At 61.3% G+C, this 21,108-nt stretch carries 22 protein-coding genes; 10 read left to right on the top strand and 12 right to left on the bottom strand.

All coding sequences use genetic code 11. From position 1 onward, the window contains the following. Positions 1-99: 99 nt before the first annotated feature. From METLI_RS13135 to METLI_RS06580, 3 genes are all read right to left on the bottom strand, one after another. Positions 100-258 (bottom strand): hypothetical protein, encoded by a 159-nt coding sequence (locus tag METLI_RS13135; protein WP_004038992.1) that lies wholly within the window; start codon positions 256-258, stop codon positions 100-102. Continuing rightward, positions 255-392 (bottom strand): hypothetical protein, encoded by a 138-nt coding sequence (locus tag METLI_RS13140; RefSeq protein WP_157203232.1) that lies wholly within the window; start codon positions 390-392, stop codon positions 255-257. Before METLI_RS13140 ends, METLI_RS13135 begins: the two co-directional genes overlap by 4 nt. 216 nt (positions 393-608) lie before the next feature. Next, complete coding sequence (locus METLI_RS06580; protein WP_004038994.1) at positions 609-1,871, bottom strand: tyrosine-type recombinase/integrase; 1,263 nt, start codon at positions 1,869-1,871, stop codon at positions 609-611. Positions 1,872-2,839: 968 nt separating this feature from the next. Here METLI_RS06580 and METLI_RS06585 point away from each other — a divergent pair. Together METLI_RS06585 and METLI_RS06590 are read left to right on the top strand one after the other, a co-directional pair. Beyond that, positions 2,840-4,234 carry an MFS transporter gene (locus tag METLI_RS06585; RefSeq protein ID WP_004038996.1) on the top strand — a complete coding sequence of 465 codons (1,395 nt, stop codon included), beginning with the start codon at positions 2,840-2,842 and terminating at the stop codon, positions 4,232-4,234. Between the two features lie 54 nt (positions 4,235-4,288). Continuing rightward, complete coding sequence (locus METLI_RS06590) at positions 4,289-5,623, top strand: deoxyribodipyrimidine photo-lyase (protein ID WP_004038997.1); 1,335 nt, start codon at positions 4,289-4,291, stop codon at positions 5,621-5,623. Between the two features lie 21 nt (positions 5,624-5,644). Here the strand turns inward: METLI_RS06590 and METLI_RS06595 are convergent, their stop codons facing one another. Next, on the bottom strand, positions 5,645-6,100 hold the full coding sequence (locus METLI_RS06595; protein ID WP_004038998.1) for a ferritin-like domain-containing protein: 456 nt from the start codon (positions 6,098-6,100) through the stop codon (positions 5,645-5,647). Between the two features lie 128 nt (positions 6,101-6,228). Here METLI_RS06595 and METLI_RS06600 point away from each other — a divergent pair, with 128 nt between their 5' ends. Beyond that, positions 6,229-7,107 (top strand): HhH-GPD family protein, encoded by an 879-nt coding sequence (locus METLI_RS06600; RefSeq protein WP_004039001.1) that lies wholly within the window; start codon positions 6,229-6,231, stop codon positions 7,105-7,107. Here the strand turns inward: METLI_RS06600 and METLI_RS06605 are convergent. Further along, positions 7,040-8,461, bottom strand: coding sequence for a WD40 repeat domain-containing protein (locus METLI_RS06605; RefSeq protein ID WP_004039002.1), 1,422 nt, complete (start codon positions 8,459-8,461; stop codon positions 7,040-7,042). The genes METLI_RS06600 and METLI_RS06605 overlap by 68 nt on opposite strands. A 129-nt stretch (positions 8,462-8,590) precedes the next feature. Continuing rightward, positions 8,591-9,208 (bottom strand): hypothetical protein, encoded by a 618-nt coding sequence (locus METLI_RS06610; RefSeq protein WP_004039003.1) that lies wholly within the window; start codon positions 9,206-9,208, stop codon positions 8,591-8,593. 183 nt (positions 9,209-9,391) lie between these two features. Here METLI_RS06610 and METLI_RS06615 point away from each other — a divergent pair, with 183 nt between their 5' ends. Together METLI_RS06615 and METLI_RS06620 are read left to right on the top strand one after the other, a co-directional pair. Next, entirely contained in the window at positions 9,392-9,676 is a 285-nt protein-coding gene (locus METLI_RS06615; RefSeq protein WP_004039004.1) for a DUF427 domain-containing protein, read from the top strand. A gap of 58 nt (positions 9,677-9,734) precedes the next feature. Further along, a complete protein-coding gene (locus tag METLI_RS06620) occupies positions 9,735-10,211 on the top strand; it encodes a pyridoxamine 5'-phosphate oxidase family protein (RefSeq protein WP_004039005.1) in 477 nt (158 codons plus the stop codon). Positions 10,212-10,462: 251 nt separating this feature from the next. Here the strand turns inward: METLI_RS06620 and METLI_RS06625 are convergent, their stop codons facing one another. Beyond that, positions 10,463-10,954 (bottom strand): hypothetical protein, encoded by a 492-nt coding sequence (locus tag METLI_RS06625; RefSeq protein ID WP_004039006.1) that lies wholly within the window; start codon positions 10,952-10,954, stop codon positions 10,463-10,465. 88 nt (positions 10,955-11,042) lie between these two features. Here METLI_RS06625 and METLI_RS06630 point away from each other — a divergent pair, with 88 nt between their 5' ends. Continuing rightward, the gene (locus METLI_RS06630) at positions 11,043-11,348 is read left to right on the top strand and encodes a ferritin family protein (protein WP_004039012.1); all 306 of its coding nucleotides are present in this window, start codon (positions 11,043-11,045) and stop codon (positions 11,346-11,348) included. Positions 11,349-11,367: 19 nt separating this feature from the next. On the opposite strand, the gene METLI_RS06635 is transcribed toward METLI_RS06630, so the two are convergent. The 4 genes from METLI_RS06635 to METLI_RS06650 all read right to left on the bottom strand — a co-directional run bounded on the left by METLI_RS06635 (position 11,368) and on the right by METLI_RS06650 (position 15,170). Continuing rightward, on the bottom strand, positions 11,368-12,888 hold the full coding sequence (locus METLI_RS06635) for an MBL fold metallo-hydrolase (protein WP_004039028.1): 1,521 nt from the start codon (positions 12,886-12,888) through the stop codon (positions 11,368-11,370). A 46-nt stretch (positions 12,889-12,934) separates the two neighbouring features. Next, positions 12,935-13,666 (bottom strand): SAM-dependent methyltransferase, encoded by a 732-nt coding sequence (locus METLI_RS06640; RefSeq protein WP_004039029.1) that lies wholly within the window; start codon positions 13,664-13,666, stop codon positions 12,935-12,937. 335 nt (positions 13,667-14,001) lie between these two features. After that, complete coding sequence (locus tag METLI_RS06645; protein WP_004039031.1) at positions 14,002-14,763, bottom strand: exodeoxyribonuclease III; 762 nt, start codon at positions 14,761-14,763, stop codon at positions 14,002-14,004. 38 nt (positions 14,764-14,801) lie between these two features. Further along, positions 14,802-15,170 (bottom strand): hypothetical protein, encoded by a 369-nt coding sequence (locus tag METLI_RS06650; RefSeq protein WP_004039032.1) that lies wholly within the window; start codon positions 15,168-15,170, stop codon positions 14,802-14,804. A 96-nt stretch (positions 15,171-15,266) separates the two neighbouring features. Between METLI_RS06650 and METLI_RS06655 the strand changes: the two genes are divergently transcribed. Beyond that, positions 15,267-15,686 carry an SET domain-containing protein gene (locus tag METLI_RS06655; RefSeq protein WP_157203234.1) on the top strand — a complete coding sequence of 140 codons (420 nt, stop codon included), beginning with the start codon at positions 15,267-15,269 and terminating at the stop codon, positions 15,684-15,686. A 4-nt stretch (positions 15,687-15,690) separates the two neighbouring features. On the opposite strand, the gene METLI_RS06660 is transcribed toward METLI_RS06655, so the two are convergent. Then, a complete protein-coding gene (locus METLI_RS06660) occupies positions 15,691-16,164 on the bottom strand; it encodes a peptidylprolyl isomerase (protein ID WP_004039034.1) in 474 nt (157 codons plus the stop codon). An 88-nt stretch (positions 16,165-16,252) separates the two neighbouring features. Between METLI_RS06660 and METLI_RS13355 the strand changes: the two genes are divergently transcribed. The 3 genes from METLI_RS13355 to mutL are packed head-to-tail and all read left to right on the top strand — an operon-like array spanning position 16,253 to position 21,007. Next, on the top strand, positions 16,253-16,597 hold the full coding sequence (locus METLI_RS13355) for a HEAT repeat domain-containing protein (RefSeq protein ID WP_004039035.1): 345 nt from the start codon (positions 16,253-16,255) through the stop codon (positions 16,595-16,597). Positions 16,598-16,655: 58 nt separating this feature from the next. Beyond that, positions 16,656-19,265, top strand: coding sequence for a DNA mismatch repair protein MutS (gene mutS, locus METLI_RS06670; protein WP_004039036.1), 2,610 nt, complete (start codon positions 16,656-16,658; stop codon positions 19,263-19,265). Further along, positions 19,262-21,007, top strand: a complete 1,746-nt coding sequence (gene mutL / locus METLI_RS06675) for a DNA mismatch repair endonuclease MutL (protein ID WP_004039038.1) — start codon at positions 19,262-19,264, stop codon at positions 21,005-21,007. Before mutS ends, mutL begins: the two co-directional genes overlap by 4 nt. Positions 21,008-21,108 lie beyond the last annotated feature (101 nt).

Genomic DNA, 21,108 nt, shown 5'->3' on the forward strand with positions numbered 1-21,108 from the left:
TAGGGATCCTGATATACCAAACCCAAACATCAAAGGCAGACTGATACGAGGACGACGATGTTTGCATCGAGCGAATGATATCGCTGAACCTCCAGCACCTCATCGGGATGCTCCATCCCCCTGTCTAGACCCTTTGAAATATTCTGGCTCATCGATCAGCCGCAGATCCCCTTTTTCTACCATGACAAGGGCCACTGCCTTATTGATCGTAGGGAGCTGGTCGAAGACGTCCCTCCTCAGTGTTTTAATTAGTTTCATGCCCTCACTCCTCTTTCTGAAAGAAGGTGTAGGGGGCCGTCCCCGATCCTTCTGTTCACGTCATACAGGCAGGCTTCTCCGCCAGATTCATGGTTCCATCCTCTGGATGATGAGTTGTCTTCTTTCTGGGTCATCAAGGGAGAGTCGGAGGGGGCAGGATATAAACACAAGTCCCGAATGTCACATTAAAATGGCCATTATCACGATCGAAGCAAAATATGCGGTTTGAATATTCCTCTGAAGAGCCCCGGCGTTCTCCAGAGGGCACCGCGCTCCCCTGTTGGGGTGAGAAAGTCTACTGCCAGAAATTTGTCCGGAAAAAATGTCACGTTCTCAAATAGGGGAGAGGCTCAGGTCCTCATCGAACCCGATGCCCCTGTGATGCTCTGCAAGGTCCAGGTCAATTTTTCGAGCATGGCAGGATTGGTCAGGATCTTTTTGAGATAATACTCATCGGTGGCCTCCTGTGCCCCCCTCAGTTCAATCTCTGCGTCCTGGTCCAGCGCAAGTCCGCAGGTCGCACAGAAGTGATAGGTCGGGCCGTTCACCGAGTGGCACCGCGGGCACTGTTTGGCCTCCAGAGCCACGCTCCTCTCTTCCTCCTCGGTCGTCACACCGGTGAGCTTGGCCATGGCCGTGTCGATATCCCGGTTGGTGAGATGGGCATAGGTCTGGAACATACCGGTGTTGAGACTCCCCCACATCATCAGTTTGATCACCGATTCAGGCATCCCCTGCTGGATCAGGTGCGTGATCCTGGAATGCCTGAAGAGATGGGGATTGATATGCTTTTTGACCCCGCCTCTTTGTGCGATGACCCTGAACTGCTTGACAACGCCTGCATATTGCAGGGGCTGCTGGGTGGTGGCGGTCAGGAAGACGTGTGCTTCCGGGGTAATTTTCTTCGGATACGCTGCCTTCCATGCGGCAAGATAGGGGCGGGCAATGACAAGAGGGACATATCGCGGTTTCTGGGTCTTGCCGTCCACATTCAGGGTGACGTTCCAGTTGGTGAACTTCACCTGTCCCCACGTGAGCGTGCCGAGCTCGCCGATCCGGCAGCCCGACTCATAGAGGGTGGCAAGCAATGCCCGGTCTTTCGGGGTGCGGGCCGCTTCAAGCATTGCCCTGATCTCGTCCTCGGTCAGGAGTTCCTCGGCGGTCTTGGTCATCCGTTGATAGGCCGGCGGTTTGATCTTCTTCACCTTCGCTTCCGGAATAACGCTATAGCCGTTCTCGATCATCCAGAGATAAAAACGGCGGAGAAACCGGGTCATATCGGAGACCGTGTTCTGCTTGAAGAGGGGTGCACCGTCATCGCCGGTGGCGGCCCTGATCTGGTTGACAGCGTGATACAGGTCCCCGGCGGTCGCCCCGGCAAACGGTGGGAGGAAACGGCGGAGGCCGACGATCTGGATGGCGATCTTGTACTGGCGTACGGCGCTTATTCCGCTCTCGGCGGTGATCTCGGCGAGATACTCCCTGAGAAGACCCGCATCCTGCGGTGTAATCTCGCCGTTATGGGTCTTCCGTGCAATCATCTCCTGGGTGTTCCTGAGATAGGTTGCATCAGACTTATGGAACGATGTTCCTGTCCGTACTCCTTTTGCCATAGATCTCCGTTGCCCTCTCCTTTATAAAAACATTTTTGGATTTCAAACATTCTATTCGAAAGCCCCCTCGCAGCATCTTTTGTGGTATTTTTGTGTTTTTTTATTGTGATTTTCTTAAGAATTTTTTAGCAATAAACCGCTGACTGTTTCGTTTGCCGGGATTGAGTTTTTACCAGACCCTGATATGGCCGTCCTTTCTACGCCCCGGAAGTCACCCTGGATGTTCGGTGTCCTGACAGGGAACTGTCACGGCAGGGCCGTTTGGGTATGAAGGACAATGAATGCTTCAGGAAGGCCTCTCTACTGCCGGTCCTCCGGTAAAATCTGATAGAACGGACACTCCCGGACAAATCAGAGAGCAGCAAGAAAATATACCGGTGCACCTCTTTGTACTAATCTCAATTAGTACTAACCGCGATTAGGGTCTTTGTCGATCCCTCTCGACCAGCCGGAGAGATGCCGCAAACTGTTATACCCAGTGCGATTCCGCCCGTCCCCCCTCCCTTCGTTTCGATGCAGCAGCCCTCAAAGGAGGGAAAAACAACCCCGAGAGAGCGATCTCAGAAGGTCTTCGACCCGATCAGAGAGCCAGCCTGCCAGCGGTGGATAGCGGACGGCGCAAGCCTGATTGAAAATGCAGAACAGGGAAGTACAGAAATGCCAGACAACGGTATGATGAATGGCAGCCCCCGGATTGAATCGTGCGCCAACACAAGTTCAGGGAGGACCGCCATCACGAGATTGGCATGCAAAGAGATAAATCTCTCGGATCCGGTGCCTCGTACCTGGTGCCGCTGGCGAGATCGGTCGTTCGAGGGCTGCAGTCTCATCCAGGAGCAGGTTCATTGGCGCCGGTCCTGGAAGACTGCCTGGATGTTTCACGCCAGCCCCCCCTTTTTTGCCGGGAGCCGTCACACTGATGCTCAAGAAGAGCAGAAAAGAATAGAGAACTTAAATAGGCAGATACCGTGAAACCCCCTTTCAATGTAACAGACCCCCGCTACCACCTCTGCGCCCTCGTCGTCCTGAGCGCCGTCGTCGTCACCGTCATGTTCACCGAGGCGATGCTCACGCCGGCCCTCCCCCTGATACAGGACGAGTTCGGGATCTCGGGCGTCTGGACCTCGCTGATCCTCACGTCCGTCCTCCTCGTCGGGGCGATCATCACGCCGGTCATCGGAAAGTGCGGCGACCTCTTCGGGAAGAAGCGGATGATGCTCGTCTGCATCGCCATCTACGCCGCCGGCGTCGTCGCCAGCGGGTGGGCCACCGACATTGGAAGCCTCCTTCTCTTCCGGGCCCTCCAGGGCACCGGCCTCGGGATGTTCCCCCTCTGCTATGCCCTGATCCGTGAGCAGTTCCCGCCCGAGCGGGTGCCGGTCGCCGTCGGGACGATCGCTGCCATGTTCGGGGCCGGAACCCTCCTCGGGATCTTTGTCGGTTCATGGATCGTCGGACTGTATAGCTGGCGGATGACCTTCCACCTGGTCGCCCCGGCCGTATTCATTCTCCTGGCGCTGACGGCGATCGTGATCATTCCATCCCCGCCCAGGGCAGGCGCACCGATCGACCGTGCCGGGATGGCGGCCTTCACCCTCACCCTCCTCTCCTTCGTCCTCGCCCTCACCCTTGGAGGGACGGCAGGATGGTCGTCGCCGGGCATTCTGCTCCTCATCCTCATGACGGCCGTCTTCGGCGCACTCTTCGTACGGGTCGAGGCCGTGGCCGAGGAGCCGATGCTCGACCTCTCCATGGTGCAGAAACTCCCGGTGCTCATCGCCCTCGTGATCGGGCTCATCGTCGTCATGGCGACCTTCATGCTCATCCAGACCCTCCCCTACCTCATCGAGAGCCCGACCGGCCTCGGCCTCCCGGCCCTGGCCGTCGGGCTGATCCTGATGCCGGGCTCGGTCGCCGATATGATCTCGGGCCCTGCGACCGGGGCGATGGTCGGCAGGTGGGGGGTGCGCCCGGCGATGGTCCTTGGATCGGCCCTCCTTCTCGTCGGGGCCCTCCTCTATCTCTTCACCGGCCCATCGGTTGCAGTCCTGGTGATTGCCGGAGTTCTCTTCAATGCCGGCATGTCGGTCACCCTCACCGGCAACACGATCATCGTCATCAGGGCGGCGGATGCAGCCGATACCGGGGCATGGACCGCCGTCTACCACACCTCGCAGAACATCGGCGGAATGATCGGGCCGGTGATCGCCGGCGCATTCCTCACCGGTTTTGCGGTGAATGTGCCCGGGTGGACGGCGCCCATGCCATCGACGGAGGCGTTCCACCTCGTGTTCGTGGCGATCTCGGTCCTATCTCTCGCCACGCTTCTCCTCTCCCTGCGGGTGAGGGACAGCGAAACCTGATGGCGGTCGTTCAGGGCCGGACACTTTTTGTGCGCAGGCGCCAGAGGGAGGAGCATGGTCCAGCCCGAACGCATCAGCCCCCTGAACGGTCGCGAGGCCGTTGCAGGGGAGTACGTGCTCTACTGGATGCAATCCTCGCAGAGGGCGGGGGAAAACCCTGCGCTCGAGTACTCCGTCGAACGGGCGAACAGCATCAATAAGCCGGTTTATGTCTGTTTCGGCCTGGACGTCTCCTATCCAGAGGCGAACCGCCGTTCCTTTGCGTTCATGCTCGAAGGTCTCCGGGAGACCGGCGAGGACCTGAAGGTGCGGGGCATCCCCTTCTTCGTACGTGAGGGGCCGCCGTACGAGGTGGCGGCGGCGTTCGGCGAGGCGGCCTGCCTGGTCGTCACCGACCGCGGCTACCTCCGCCACCTCAACGCGTGGAGGGAGCGGGTTGCAGCGGCGGTCCCCTGCCCGGTCATCACCGTCGAATCCGGTGTCGTTGTCCCGGTGGAAGTGGCGTCGGGAAAAGAGGAGTGGTCGGCGGCGACGTTCAGGCCGAAGATCCTGCGCCAGCTCGAGACGTACCTTATCCCGGTGAAAGAGCGGCAGGTGAACGTGCCTCTCCAGCCGGACGAGGTTGCAGATGCAGGTGTGCCGGCGGTCGATCGCCTTTTAGTCGACGGAAGCGTCCCTGCAGGCATGTTTGCCGGCGGGACGGCAGAGGCACGCCGCCACCTGGGGATCTTCTGCTCTGAGCGCCTCTCCGCGTATGAGGACGGGCGAAACGATCCAAACAGGGATGTGCTCTCAGATCTGAGCCCGTATCTCCATTTCGGGCAGATCTCCCCGGTCGAGATCGCCCTCGCCGTCAGGGCGACCGGGATGCCGGCGGCCCGGGCCTACCTGGAGGAGGCGATCGTCCGCCGGGAGCTTGCGGTGAACTTCGTCAGGTACAACCCGGGGTATGACGCCTACGATGGGTTGCCGCAGTGGGCGAAACAGACCCTCGCCGACCATGCCCGCGACCAGAGGGAGTACATCTATACGCTCCGGGAACTTGAAGAGGGGCGGACTCATGACCAATACTGGAACGCCGCCCAGCGGCAGATGGTGGTCACCGGAAAAATGCACGGCTACATGCGGATGTACTGGGGAAAAAAGATCCTGGAATGGTCGGAGACGCCTGAAGACGCATACCGGGCGGCGCTCTACCTGAACAACCGCTACGAGATCGACGGGCGGAACCCGAACGGCTATGCCGGCGTGGCATGGTGTTTCGGGAAACACGACCGCCCCTGGAAAGAGCGTGCGATCTTTGGAAAAATCCGGTACATGAATGCGAACGGGCTGAAGAGAAAGTTTGACGCCGACCGGTATGCAGAAACCTTCCCGCCGGAAACCTGAAAAAAGAGGAGCGCCGGGCCCTTACCAGGACTCGGGGAAGGCCATGCCGGTGTAGATGTCCTCAAGGCGCGCCTTGTGCCCCCGCTCCATCTTCGCCAGCTCAAGGAAGACGTTCTTCTGTTCGGCGTCGGTGCTGAGGTCGGCGAACTGCTCGTACATCTCCATCGCGTCCTCTTCCCGCTTTATGGCGAGTTCTATCCCCTCGACCGGCTTCATATCGACGGTCGGGTTCGGCCGCTCGATCGTCGCCGAGACCTTGTAGTCCCTGGCCTCATTGAATTTCAACTTCTTTGCGCCGCCCGAGAGATAGCCTTCGAGCAGTTTCCTGTGGCCTTTCTCTTCCTCGGCAAGTTCTGAAAAGATCTTCTTGAGGTTTGCATCGTTCACTTTTTCATAGACCGACTGGTAAAACACGTAGGCCTCGACCTCTTTGTCGATCGCCTGTGCAATGATCTTTTTGTACTCTTCCGTGTCCATCTGACAATCCCCCCGTACGGGCAGAGAGATTGGCAACAGTTAAGCATATATAGTTTCCCCAGAGCCCGGGAATGCGGCCACCTCAACCTATTTTACAGCGCCCTGCCCTGATCATAAGGGAGGGTACCATGCCGTTTTCTGATACGCATGCCGACTACATCAGGCAGTTCGAGCGGGCGCTTGCGGCGCACGGCCGCGGCCCTGAGGCATGTGCCGCCCTCCGTCTGGTGATCTGCCACTATTTCAGGCATCATGGACGGCAGATGGCATGGCGGGAGACAGAGGATCCGTACCACATCTTCGTCTCAGAGGTGATGCTCCAGCAGACGCAGGTGGAGCGGGTGCAGGTGAAGTATCCTCTCTTCATCGAGCGGTTCCCTGACTTTGCCTCGCTTGCGGCGGCCGGTACAGAAGACCTCCTGGCGGTATGGCAGGGCATGGGCTACAACAGGAGGGCGCTCTCCCTCAGGAAGGCGGCGCAGATGGTCGTCGATATCTATGGCGGCGCACTCCCCCGCACCGTCGAGGACCTCCAGACCCTGCCCGGCATTGGAAGGGCCACGGCCTCTTCAATCGCCGCCTTTGCATTCAACGCCCCGACGGTCTTTATCGAGACGAACATCCGTCGCGTCTGCATCCACTTCTTCTTCAGGGACAGCACGGACGTCACCGACGCCGAGATCCTCCCGCTCGTGGCGATGACCCTCGACCGGAAGCACCCGCGGGAGTTTTACTGGGGCATTATGGACTATGGAACGATGCTCAAGAAACGGTATCCAAACCCGAACCGGCGGAGCGCCTCCTATGCAAAGCAGACGAAGTTCGAAGGTTCAGACCGGCAGATCCGGGGGAAGGTGCTCAGGATCCTTCTCAAAACAGGTCGCCACGATCCCTCCTCCCTCTTCAGGGAGGCGGGAGTGGACCCGGAAAAGGGAGAGGCTATCCTTCAGAAGCTGATTTCTGAGGGGTTTGTGGCAGAGGAAGACGGAACATACCGTCTCCGGTGAGCAGGGGAACGAGGCCGCCGCCCGGCGTCCCCCTTTCATCCTCTTCAGGCGCCGCAATGATCCCGTAGGCCGTCAGGGCATAGGGGGATCTGCCCTCAAAGACCAGACGGCCTTCGGGGTCGTATCCAATAAACGAGGTGGGAATCATCTCGACCAGGAAAGGAACGCTATCGAGAGCATCAGGATGTGCCGCCACCATCACCACCCCCTCCTGATCGCCGTGTGCGGCAACCCATTCAGGCCCCACGGTCATCCGCACCATAACCGGCGCCTTTTGATCGGCCTCTTCGCTCACGATACCGGCGATCGAGACGCCGTCGAAATCATGGGCGATGGTCGGGACCTCGCCGGTATCGGCCATAATATATGCTTTCATCAGGTAGGGATCGGCTACGGCCCTGGAGGCTGCCGCATCCTGGAGGTCAGCCTCAGGGTCGTCTACGGAAACCGGCGCACGTATTCCCTCAAGGAAATGAACGGCCGGTGCACCGGAACCGACGCCGAGGGCGATCCTCCTCCCGTCCGGCGTCATCGCCACCCCCTGGACGGTGTTCCCGGCGTCATAGCGCCAGACCAGGTTCCCCTCCCGGTCCAGGAGGAGCAGGCCGGTGCCGGCGGCGGCCGCCACATACTCTCCGCCGGTCGAGACCGAGACGTCGAATACCCGTTCACCGACGATGTAGTGCCAGAGCAGGACACCATCCTGATCAAAGAAATAGATCACCTTGTCGAGGGAACCGGCCGCCACATATTCGCCTTCAGGTGAGACCGAGACCCCCATCACCGTCTTTCCGGTCTCGTACGACCAGAGGGGGACGCCCCGGTTGTCGAAGAAATACAGGCGCTCGTCCTTGGACCCGGCGGCCAGGTACGACCCGTCCGATGAGAGCGACAGGGAGACGGCGTCGTCGTCGAGTTCCGCGGTCCAGAGCTCCTGACCACCTGCGGTATAGAGGGCGACCGTGCTGTCGTCGTAGCCGGCGGCAAGGTAGGCGCCGTCGGCAGAGAGGGCGGTGCTGTAGGCGAAAAATCCCGTATCAAAGTTTGATATGATCTCGCCGTTCCTGTCGAAGAGGCGGACTTTATCAGATGCGGCGGCGACAAAACGGCCGTCGCCCGATATCGAGACCTGATAGACCGGGCACCCGGTCGGATAGTTCCAGACCTCGGTGCCGTTCTCGTCGAAGACCCTGACGCCCCCTGTATCACGGGTCCCTGCCACGATCAGGCCGCCATCTGTCGTCACTGCTGTAGATGTCACGCCCCCGCCGACGGCAATGCTCCAGAGAGGGCCGGCCATTTCTTCTCCCGAGGCCGCCGGGACGATCAGAAGGGTCAGAACGCCAAGAACCATGAATACTTTTTTCAGATTACCACCCCGCGTACACCTGCTGCAGAGCAGGCGAACATGCAGTATTTTCTGCGAGGCGGGAGGCATTAATCATTGGGATACGCACAAAAAAAAGGAATGTTTCGGCCGCACTCAGGTGAGGGCGGCAAGCCCGTTGAAGTCGATCATGTTGCCGAAAACCGTCAGATAGTCCTTTTTGCCGTTTGAAACGTCGATGAATACCATGATCCGGTCGTTGATCCCGACATACAGGGTGTACTCGTCTGCGGTCTTGTCGACAAACTCCCATGCCGGATAGCCCTTGAAGGTCGTCGACTTCCAGGAGAATTCGGGCGTATCAACAACCGTTGCCGTCTCCCAGATCGTCCAGTAGCCCTCGGTCATCCCGGCCGTGTCCTGGATGACGACTGTCACCGAGACGTCGGGGTTGGTCGTCTGGGTATAGGTGGCCTCGGCCCAGCTCCAGTCCTCGCCCCCGCTCGACATTGTCATCCCGTTTTTGTCGCCGGCCTCCCAGTTTGCGGTTGCCGACGGGAGGAATTTAATGAGGTCGGTGTAGTGGACCGCGGAAACCGAACCGCCCGTGGTGGCACCCCCTGCGGCGGTCGTAACAGGGGTCGATGCTTCGGGCGTCGGGGTAGCGCCCGAGTCGGAGGAGCCTGTACAGCCTGCTATGCAGGCGATCGCAACGAGCAGCACAAGAAGCCCGGAGAGGAGGGCTGCGGATCTACTAAAGTGTTTTTCGGACATTGCTATCACGCATTCGGGCTTTTGATAACATAGTATTTCAATATTTCTAAAATTATCCGGGACTTTTTTTAGACCGCATCACATTTATTCATGAGAATGGGATGGCACCGGGATAGCATTGCGGCGAGCACGGAGGAGCAAAACCTTAATATTTTAGGAGTCGAGCGAAGACCGGGAAGAAGGATGCCGAGAGCAGAATGGAAAGGACAGGTTCTCGCCGAAAGCGGGGATGTGAGGATGGTGGAGGGAAATGTGTATTTTCCTCCGGAATCTGTACGATTTGAGTATCTGAAGGAGTCTCACACGCGGACAACATGTACCTGGAAGGGGGAGGCGCACTACTATACCGTTGTCGTGGAGGGTCAGGAAAACAGGGACGCTGCATGGTATTATCCCGAACCCAAACCGGCGGCCAGAGAAATTCGTAATTATGTGGCCTTCTGGAAGGGTGTGAAGGTGACGGACTGAGGGACAAATGAAAAGGTATTTAATTGGATGAACAGAAAAGGCAATCAGGAGAGCATACATGGAGATTGTCAAAATCCCAAAGATGGAAAAGGAGGAGTACGATACACTCATTGCCGAGGGCTATATCGCACGGATCGCCTTTCAGGGTGACAAGTATCCCTACATCGCCCCGTTCCTCTACGTCTTCGACGGTCGGTTTCTCTACTTCCTCTCCACGAAGTACGGAAGAAAGAATGAGCTCTTCAGGAAAAGTCCGTACGTCTCGGTTGAGGTGGAGAAATACACAAAAGACCTGTCATGTTACACATTTGTAACCATGCAGGGATATCTCAGGCAGGAGGAGGACTCCATCCAGAAAAAGATCGTCCGGGAGAAGTTTGTGAACATGATCAAGGAAAAGCACCTCTCGATGAATATCCTTGCAGCCCTGGGCCACAAACCCGGCGACCCGATCGAGTCGATCGCATCGGAAGAACGCTCCAACATCTGGAAGCTGACCGGCGTCGTCGATATCGTGGCCTTGAAAAACCTCTAACCTCATTTTTTCTTTTCAAGGCGCCTCTCCATGACTGAAAGGGCACTGTCCACCGCCAGGGCGATCAGGATCGCCGGCACCGCTCCGGAGAGCATTTTTGTGACATTGCTCCCTGCAAGCCCTTCGAGGATCAGGCTGCCAGGACCGCCACGCTGTTCGTCAGGATGGCAGCAAACCTGATCCCGGCGAAGATCGTCGGGTAGGCGAGTGAGGTATCCCGCTCCGCCCCGAACGCCCCCACAGGTTGAAGGTTATTCCCCGGCAAGGCGGCGGGCGGCGGCGACCATCTCCCTGATCGCCTCCTCCCCTCCATACCCCTCCCCTCTCAGGCGCACTACTCCCTCCTGGTCGAGGAGAAAGGCCGATGCCGTCGAATGGTCCGCGATCCCCAGGGCGTTCATGATACCCCTCGTGTTCCCATAGACCGTGACCACCGATCCATGCACTGCAGGGGGGATGCCGGCCCGCATGCCCGCATCGATCATCCCCGAGAGAAAAAACCCGATCTTCCGGTCGATCACCGGGACTTCGTACCACGCATAGCCGTCCAGCCCCGCGAAGGCATCCCTGAACGGAGAGATCCAGGAGTCCACCCTCGGCTGAGCCGATCGCTCCATGGCGACGACGACGAGCGTCACCTTCCCGGAAAGATCGTCCGGGAACGTCACCTCATCTCCTGCGAGTGATCGCCCTTTGATCGCCGGAAAGCGCTGACCGATCAGAGAAGCGGATATCTGCGCCATGCATGCCGATAGACCGCACCCTATATCTCTCTGGCGGTGGCCGCTGAGGGAAACTATTTATGATATTCTCAAGAATAGAGGATCTATTATGCCGGAATTTACCAATCCGTTCTCCGGGAACGCATACAACAGGAAACTGACCGACATGGAACTCGTGCGGGCAATCAGGTTCCAGATCGCCGCCGAATACGAAGCGGTCCAGATCTACCAGCAGCTCGCCGAATCGATCGACAACGAGCTCGCAAAGGAAGTCCTCTACGACATCGCAGAGGAGGAACTCGTCCACGCCGGAGAGTTTCTCAGGCTCCTGAAGGAACTCTACCCTGAAGAGGAGAAGTTCTACCAGGAAGGTGCAAAGGAAGTCGAAGAAGAGATTGAAAAAATGAAAAAGTAATTTTTCCCATCACTTTTTTTCACGCCCGGTGAGAGTAGTGCTCGATCTCACCATAGGGTATGAGTTTTCCATCCTCGATCACGGAGACCGCACCGTGGCCGCCGCAGATCAGGCAGCGCCTGCCGGTACCGGCAAAGGCGGCGTCCACGCCGGCGGCGAGGTCCTGGAGAGCGCGGCGTTCCTGCCGCGCCACCCCGGAGTCGACGTTGACCGAGGTGACCAGGAAATCGGCAAGAGAGTTATATTTCTTCCGCGCCTCGGTGAGGCTGCCGAAGTTGATCACCGTGTCGCTGGTCATGAGCAGACCGGCCTCAGGGCAGAAGAGGTAGACGAGCCCATGAATATGCCCGCCCAGGGCCTCCAGCACCTCGAAGGTCAGGCCCCCGAACGAGAAGCGGCCGAGGACCGGGAAGATCCCCTGCCTCTCCCCTGAAGGTCTATCGAAGAGGGTGTAGTTCTCGGGCGGGTTGAACCTGGAGAAGAGGTTGATGATCGTGGTATAGACCACCTCCAGGATCGAGGACTCTGAGGGCGACCCGGTGGCGCGGTTCTGGCTCCTGATGATCGCCTCGGTCCCCCGGTGCATGAAGGCCGGTACGTCGTAGAACCCGCCGGCGCCGCAGTGGTCGGCATCGGCGTGGGTGATGATGATCCGCTTCAGCCTGGTGCCGTCGCCGATGCCGTAGTGGCGGAACATCTCGATCACGTCTGGATAGTAGATGCCGTAGCCGGTGTCCACCATCATCGCCTCGTCCGGCGTCTCGAAGAGGAAGATGTTCCCGCCGCCGGGGAGCTGGAAGCAGAATAGGGTCATCCCGGGCGTGACCTCGATCCGCTGGACGTCGGCATAGAAACCCTCGCCCGAGGTCCGGTTCAGCGTATCCCCGACCTCGATGATGCTCGCGAAGACCTGCAGGGGGTCTTCGCCCCGGTTTGTCAGCTCCTGGACGATGTGGTTGATCTCCTGGAGGAGGCCGAGGAGGAAGGGGTCCTCAGCCGACCCGATCATGGTTCGCAGACGCTGGGCGAAGCAGATGTAAAAGACCGTCTCGTCGAGGGTGTTGCCCGTGGTGTCGTAGTCCAGGATCTCGAGGGGGTAGCGCGACTTCAGGGCGTTGAGGAGGGTCTCGACCTTCCCGCTCTCCTCGAGGCTGAGGCTGACCGTGAGGCGGTCGGGGTGCTTTCCCGCGTCGTCGAAGTCAATATGGGCGATGTTCGCCCCGGCCTCTGTCGTCAGGGCGAGAAAGTCCGAGAGGGCTCCCGGCGTGTGCGGGAGGTGGGCGTGGAACTTGAGGAAACTGATCGCGGGGAGATTGGTCTGGAGGTAGCCGATGGCCGAGAGTTCGTACTGCACGGCGATATAGTCCTGGGGCAGGGCCGTGACCTCAAAGAAGACCGTCGAGGGGTCGATGCACCGACTGAACTGGATCCGGTTGATATTGCCGCCATAGCGTTTGATGATCTCTGCCGCACGCTGGAGGGAGCCCGGGCGGTCGGGCATGCGTGCAATGAAGGAGTATTTCTCTTCCTGTGACTCCATAGGCGGTTTAGCGTTGGACAGACGCCCTCATATAGTTCGTGATGGTTCAGGCAGGAACGAGGACGTAGAGGGCGAACCCCATGTACTCGGGGCCGTAGCCCGCATACTCGTCCTGGATCCGGTGGAGGTACTCCCGCACCTCGTCAGTTTGGGGATCGTCCGGGTGCTCCTCGATCCACTGGAGGAGCCCGCCCCAGTTCGAGGACTCGTAGGCGTCCCAGTCCTCGGGCGATGCCCTGAAGACGCCCCTGACCTCGAAACCCGCCTCTCGCGCCGCGGAGAAGATCTCGTACTCGGTGAGCACCTCGGGCCACTCGCGCGAGAACGATGGCGGGACCGCTTCTTTTGCCCAGTAGCGCTCGCCGATGAGGATTCTTCCCACAGGAGTGAGCCATGCTGTCATGGCGGCGAGGGCCGGGGCAAAGCCGCCCCAGATGTGGGACGAACCAACGCAGGCCGCAAGGTCGTACGCCCGGTCGGGCGTCTCGTCCAGGAGGTCGGCGCAGGAGATCTCGATCTCTCCGGCGAGGCCGGCGCCCCTGAGGGTCTCTTCTGCCCGCGCGCAGGCATCTTCCCTGATATCGATGCCGCGGCCCATGATCCCGAACCGCTCTCCGAAGAGGGCGAGGACGGCGGCGTAGCCGCACCCGAACTCGATCACCTGCTCCCCGGCCTTCAGGCGGGCCATCTCCCCGGCCATGACCACCTTCTTGGGCGTCGTCGGGTTCATGATCGCCCTGTTTCTGGTGGAGATCGAGATGAGGTCGAAGTAATCCATGTGAAGAAGAAAGGATGGGGGCGGATATAGGTCATTCGAGTGAAAGAGGAAAATTGACGGGGGGGCCACCCCGTCAGAGTCTGTTCGACTTGGTGCTCTTCTTGACCGGCGCATTCTCCTTTGCGGCCGGAGCTGCCTTTCCCGCGGGTGAGGCTTTCTTCTGGTTTTCTTTCGACATAGAAGGTTCACCTCCTTTCCTGATCGGATGATCTCTGGGTCTGCAGGTCAGGGGATAAACCTATCTCAGATATCTGGAAGATCCTGGATGTATGCCGGAATCCAGGCGATTTACAGGGGATTTATGGGCCGGTCAGGGGGGCCGGCGCACCGCCCCTTCAGGGTTCGATCTCGATCCCGATCGGGCAGTGGTCTGAGCCCATGACATCGGGGAGGATGAAGGCGTCCTGTACCGCTCCGGCGAGTTCGCTGCTCACGAAGAAGTAGTCGATCCGCCATCCGACGTTCCGGTCGCGGGCGCGGGTCTTTAAGTCCCAGTAGGTGTAGTGCCCACCCTCCGCGGTGAAGAAGCGGAAGGTGTCGACGAGCCCGCTCTCGATCCAGAGGTCGAGGGCGGCGCGCTCTTCCGGGAGGAACCCGGAAATTTTCACGTTCTCTTTCGGGCGGGCGAGGTCGATCGCCTGGTGGGCGGTGTTCACGTCGCCGCAGACCACGACCGACCGCCCCTCCTCGTTCATGCCCCGGACAGAGGAGAGGAAGGCGTCGTAGAACGCCATCTTGTATGCAAGCCTCTCGGGCGAGGACTTGCCGTTCGGGAAGTAGATGTCGAAGAGGGTGAACGCCTGGTACTCGGCGATGATGATGCGCCCCTCGTCCCCGAACCTGCCGTCGAAGTCTCTTGTGATAGAAATGGGCTCTTCGCGGCTGAAGAGGGCGACGCCGCTGTAGCCTTTCCGCATCGCAGAGGAGAAGTAAGCGTGATAGCCTGGAGGGGAGCGGATCTCCGGGGGGATCTGGTCCTCCTGCGCCTTTGTCTCCTGGATGCAGAGAATGTCAGGAGACTCGTCACCGAACCATTTGCAGAACCCTTTCTTGTGGACCGATCTGATCCCGTTCACGTTCCAGGAGAGGAGCCTCATCAGAAAGCGTGGGAGCGGGAGGGTAAAAAAGGAGGGGTTTAGAGTTTGACCCCGCGTTTTCTGAGCTCCTCGGATTTCTTCCGGGAGCACTCCTCGCACCTGAACTCCGGCTCTTTGTCGTCGGTTTTGTCGTAGTTCGGCGTCTTTACCAGGCGGTATCCCCGGCAGACCTTGCCGCAGTCGACGCAGGCGATGTTGTCCTTCACTTCCCACTGGGCGTCGAGCACTTTCGAGGTGAAGATGAACCGGTCGACCCAGAAGAAGATGAGACCACCGATGAGGTTGGCGATGATCGTCGCCATCAGGGCGTCCATGGTGGAGAGGACGATGAGCACCCCGGCGAGGATGGGGGTGGAAAGCTGCCACCTGACCAGGTAGAGCCCGTAACGCTTGAAATTTACATCCATATATCAGTATAAAATTTCAGAGCCGGGATGATAAACGTGAGGATGGGAGCAGGCCGCCACCTTCATCTCCCTGGAGTGCGATCTCTCACTACTGCAATGGAACCGGAAAAAGAACTCTGTATTGAGCGGCCGGCGATCTACGTCGGCCTCACCGCGGGGCGCGGCCGCGGCGTCTTTGCCGCACGGGCGTATGCGCCGGGCGAGGAGATCGAGGTCTGCCCGGTGATCGTCTGCGGCGGGACTGATGCGACGACACTCCTGGACCGGACCGAACTCTTCAACTATTATTTTGCCTGGGGGGAGGGGGACGAGGGGTGTGCGATCGCCCTGGGGTTCGGGTCGCTCTACAACCATTCCTACCGCCCGAACGCCGACCACGTGCGCGATTTCGTCACGGGGACGGTCACGGTCGCGGCGTGCCGCCCGATCGCGGCAGGCGAGGAGATCACGATCAACTACACGGGCGCGGTCGACTGCAGGGATCCGGTCTGGTTCGAGATGAGAGAAAAAGAGTGAGAGTTTACGCCACAACCTCGGCCGTGATGATCTTGACCTCGGTGCGGGGCCGGTCCTGGCGGCCGGTCGGCACCTTGCCGATGGCGTCGACGACGTCCATGCCCGCGATCACCGCACCAAAGACCGGGTGCTGGCGGTCGAGGTAGTTGTTGTCCACCAGGTTGATGAAGAACTGGGACCCCCCGGTGTTCGGGCCGGCGTTCGCCATCGAGATCGTGCCGCGGTCGTTCCGGTTGGAGGAGGAGAACTCGTCCCGGATCGCGTATCCGGGTCCGCCCGTGCCGGTGCCGGTCGGGTCGCCGCCCTGGATCATGAAGTTCGGGATGACGCGGTGGAAGATGACGCCGTTGTAAAAGCCGTCCTTCACGAGTTTTTCAAAGTTTCCTGCGGTGACTGGCATGTCGCCGTAGAGGTGCAGGGTGACGTCTCCCATGGTGGTATGGAGGACGACCTTTGTTCCTTCTGGGTGTTTGTCCATGATGGATCCTCATGATCCATCGACGGTCTCCGTAATAGTCCTTCCCGGCCGCGGGTTTTTTGTGGGGGGCCGACAGAGAGGGCAGGGTATGGGCACGAGTGGCGAAGAGGCCGACCGGCGGGCGGCCGAGCAGGAGATGATGATTGCGGAGTTCCTCAAAAATCTCACCCACGAGCGCCCCGAGTACCGCTGGGGTGCTGCCGACGCCCTCGGCAGGATCGGCGACGAGCGTGCGGTCGAACCCCTGATTGCGGCGATGAAGGATCCCGACCCCCGCGTGCGGAAGAAGGCGGCCTGGGCCCTGGGGCAGATCGGCGACTCCCGTGGCCAGCGCCCCCTGCTGGAGGCGATCCGGGACGAGGACGACGATGTCAGGGAGATCGCCGCGGAGGCGTACGAGATCCTGAAAAAGAAGGTCTTTGGGGGCGGATAAGGAGGAGCGGATCCGACGAAAGAAACTCCTTTTAGCATGGCGGTGGACTTCATACAGAATGATCGAGAAGATGACCCCGGCCATGCGGCAGTTCTATGCGATGAAGGAGAAACATCCGGACTGCATCATTTTTTTCCGCATGGGCGACTTTTACGAGACATTCGGCGATGACGCAGGGGTCGTCTCACGGGAACTCGACATCGTGCTGACGGCACGCGGCAAAGACCAGGAGGGGGAGCGGATGCCCCTCGCCGGCGTCCCGTACCATGCGGCCGAGACCTATATCGCGCGCCTGGTCTCGAAGGGCTACCGTGTCGCCGTCTGCGAGCAGATCGAAGACCCGAAGAAGGCGAAGGGGATCGTCAAGCGCGACGTCGTGCGGGTGATCACGCCGGGCACGGTGATCGACGCCTCGATGATCGCCTCGCCCGGCGCCCGCTACCTGATGGCCCTCTGCCCTGACGGTCCGAAATTCGGGCTCGCATTCCTGGACATCTCGACGGGAGAATTTTTCGTGGAGGAGTGCGCCGGCGACCGGGACTTCTCCGGTATCCTCTCCGAGGTGGAGCGTTACCGCCCGCAGGAGTGCATCGTCGGCCCGCCCCTCCCGGACGGCCTGGAGGGGCGCCTCGCCGACCTCGAGGTGCTCGTCACCCGGTTCCGCGAGGACGCCTTCTCAGAAAAAACGGCCCGCGACCTCCTCCTCGGCCACTTCAAGACGCTCTCCCTCGACGGCTACGGCTGCGCCGAACTCGACGCCGCCGTCAGGGCGGCCGGAGCCGCCCTCGCCTATGCGACCGAGACGCAGTACTCGGCCCTCTCCCACATCACCGGACTCTCGGTCAGGGCGCCGGCCGATCGGATGATGCTGGATGCGATCACCCTGCGAAACCTCGAGATCACCGAGACGATCCGGGGCGAGGGGAAGGAGGGCACCCTCATCCATGTCCTCGACCGCACGAGGACGGCGATGGGAAGCCGGACCCTCCGCAGCCACCTGGTCAACCCCCTCATCTCGGCGGCGCGGATCGACGCCCGCCTCGACGCCGTCGAGTACCTCTGCCAGAATACGGCGGTGCGCACCGACCTGCGGGATCTCCTCAAACAGTGCGCCGACATCGAGCGGATCGCCGGGAGGATCGCCTACGGAAACGCCACGCCCCGCGACCTGGTCACCCTCGGCGCCTCGCTCGGGTGCGTCGCCGGGATCAGGGGCCTCTTCCCTGAAGAGGCGCCCGAGGAGATCACGGACGCCCTCGGCCGCCTCGGCGACTTCGCCGGGGTGATCGACCTCATCGACCGGGCGATCGCCGACGATCCCCCGGCCACCCTGAAGAACGGCGGGGCGATCAGGGAGGGATACAGCGCCGAACTCGACGAACTGCACCGGCTCTCGGGCTCGGGGCGGACCTGGATCGCCGAGTTCCAGCAGACAGAGCGGGAGCGGACCGGGATCAGGTCGCTGAAGGTGAAGTACAACCGCGTCTTCGGCTACACGATCGAGATCACAAAGCCGAACCTCCACCTGGTGCCCGACGACTACGACCGCCGGCAGACGACGGCCAACGGCGAGCGGTTCACGACGCCGGCCCTGAAGGAGAAGGAGGCCCTCATCGCCAGCGCCGACGAGCGTCTCCTCTCCCTTGAGGCCGAACTCTTTGCCAATCTCCTCGGAACGCTCGCCGCCTCGGTCGCTGCCTTCCAGGAGACCGCACGGGCGGTGGGCGTCCTCGACCTCCACGCCGCCCTCGCCGACGTCGCCCTCAGGAACGCCTACGTCCGCCCCGAACTGGACGACGGCCTCAAAACAGTCATCAGGGACGGGCGCCACCCGGTCGTCGAGGAGAAGACCGCCGGGACGTTCATCCCCAACGACACCCTCCTCGACAGCGAGGGCGACCAGATCCTCATCATCACCGGGGCGAACATGGCCGGCAAGTCCACCTATATGCGGGCCGTCGCCCTGATCACCGTCATGGCCCAGATGGGGAGTTTCGTCCCGGCCTCCTACGCCTCGATCGGCCTCGTGGACCGCGTCTTCACCCGCGTCGGGGCCTCGGACGACCTCTCGAGCGGGCGGAGCACCTTCATGGTCGAGATGCAGGAGCTCGCCAACATCCTCAACAACGTCACCGAACGGAGCCTCGTGATCCTGGACGAGATCGGGCGGGGGACCAGCACCATCGACGGGTATTCCATCGCAAAGGCCGTGCTCGAGTACCTCCACGGCACCAGAGGAAAAGGGCCGCGGACCCTCTTCGCCACGCACTTCCACCAGCTCATCGACGTGGAGGGCTCGTTGAAGCGCGTGAAAAACTACCATTTCGCCGTCAAGGAGACCGGGTCGGACGTGGTCTTCCTGCGAAAGATCATCCCCGGCGCCACCGACAAGAGTTACGGCATTCATGTCGCCCGCCTCGCGGGCGTGCCGGCGAAGGTGACCCAGCGGGCCGAGAAGATCCTTCAGGAGACCGCCGACGCCGTATCGTCGCCCGACGCGAAGGGGCGGCGCTACACCCAGATGCTCCTGATCAGCGACACCCCCGTGACGCGGCCGAGCCCGGTCGTCGAGGAGTTGAAAAAACTCGACCCCGACACCCTGACCCCGCGCACCGCCCTCGAGAAGATCTATGACCTCAAACGGATTGCAGGGGAGGAGGGGCGATGAACGGGACGACGATCCAGGTGCTGGACGAGCGGACGGTGAACCAGATCGCCGCCGGCGAGGTGGTGGAGCGCCCGGCCTCGGTGGTGAAGGAGCTTGTGGAGAACGCCATCGACGCCGGCGCCCGCCTGGTCCGGGTGGAGGTGACCTCGGATAGAAACCACGTCACCGCCGTCAGGGTGGTCGACGATGGCGCTGGGATGGGGCGGGCCGACGCCGTCCTCGCCTTCAAGGAGCACGCCACCAGCAAGATCAGCCGGATCGACGACCTTGACCGGGTGCTCACCCTGGGCTTCAGGGGCGAGGCCCTGCCGAGCATCGCCTCGGTATCTGACGTCACCCTGGTCACGCGGCGGCGGGGCGGCGACGAGATCGCCGGGACCAGGGTGGCGATCCGGGGCGGGAGCGCCCCTGAGGTCGCGGAGGTCGGGGCGCCCGAGGGGACGAGCGTGGAGGTGCGCGACCTCTTCTTCAACACCCCGGCGCGGCGGAAGTTCCTCAAGTCCCTCCACACCGAACTCGCCCATATCCACGGGGTGATCGAGAGGACGGCCCTCGCCCGCCCGGAGATCTCGTTCCGCCTCCTCCACAACGGGCGGGAGCGGATCGCCACCCATGCCACCGATGACCTGAAGGAGACGGTCGCCGCCCTCTTCGGGACGGCCGTGGCAAAGGGCCTCGTCCCGGTTTCCCTCAAAACCCCTCTCGTCCAGGTCGCCGGCTACATCTCGACCCCCGCGGTCTCGCGGGCCGACCAGTACCAGGTCTTCCTCTCCATCAACGCCCGCCCCATCTCCTCCCTCCAGATCGTGCGGGCGATCAAGGAGGGCTACGGCACCCTCCTCCCGAAGGACCGGTTCCCGGTCGCCTTCCTCAGCATCGGGATCAACGGCGACCTCGTCGACGTCAACGTCCACCCGACCAAAAAACTCGTGCGGCTCAGCCACGAGAAGGAGATCTACGGGGCGATCGCCGATGCCGTCCGCACCGCCCTCGGGGGGAAGGACCTCAGCGCCCCGGGCGCAAAGCCCGTCTTCCCGGCCGTCGCCATCCCGTCACACCCCCTGCCCGGGCCCCGGGCCGCCGGCGTGGCCGAGAGCCGCGCCCCGTTCACCCTCACCGACCGGCGGCTGCGGCAGAGCGAACTCCCCCTCGCGGGCGCCGAGCGAAACCTCCTCCCGGAGATCGAGGTGATCGGCCAGCTCGACGCGATGTACATCGTCGGTTCGGCAGAGGGGCGCTCCCTGGTCGTCATCGACCAGCACGCCGCCCACGAGCGCGTCCTCTACGAGCAGGCGCAGGATCGGGCCGGCCCGGGATCGCAGGAGCTGATCGTCCCGGTGCTGGTCACCTTCTCCCCGCAGGAGGCCGAACTGGCGCGGGAGGCCCTCCCGACCCTTGCGGAGGAGGGCTTCGTCCTCGAAGAGTTCGGCCCCTCGACCTATGCGGTGAACGCCATCCCGGTGGTGCTCGGGAAACTCGAAGAGCCCGAGGTGATCAGGGACCTCGTCTCCGCCCTGGTCAGGGAGAGCCCGTCCGATCCGGTGGGAAAAAGGGAGGCGGTGCTGAGACGCGTCGCCTGCAGGGGGGCGATCAAGGCGGGCGACCACCTCTCGCGGGAGCAGATGCGCCGCCTCATCGACCAGCTCGCCCGGACGAAAAACCCCTACACCTGCCCGCACGGGCGCCCGACGATCGTCTCCTTCTCACCTGACGAACTGGCGGCGATGTTCCAGCGGACGTGAGGGGGGGGCGACCTGGCAGGGGTTGCTCGGTTTTCAAGAACTCTCACGTTCTCGATGCGAAGAGACGATAGAACGAATCGCGAAGTCCGCCTCTGCCCGGG

Source organism: Methanofollis liminatans DSM 4140 (assembly GCF_000275865.1).
GTDB lineage: Archaea > Halobacteriota > Methanomicrobia > Methanomicrobiales > Methanofollaceae > Methanofollis > Methanofollis liminatans.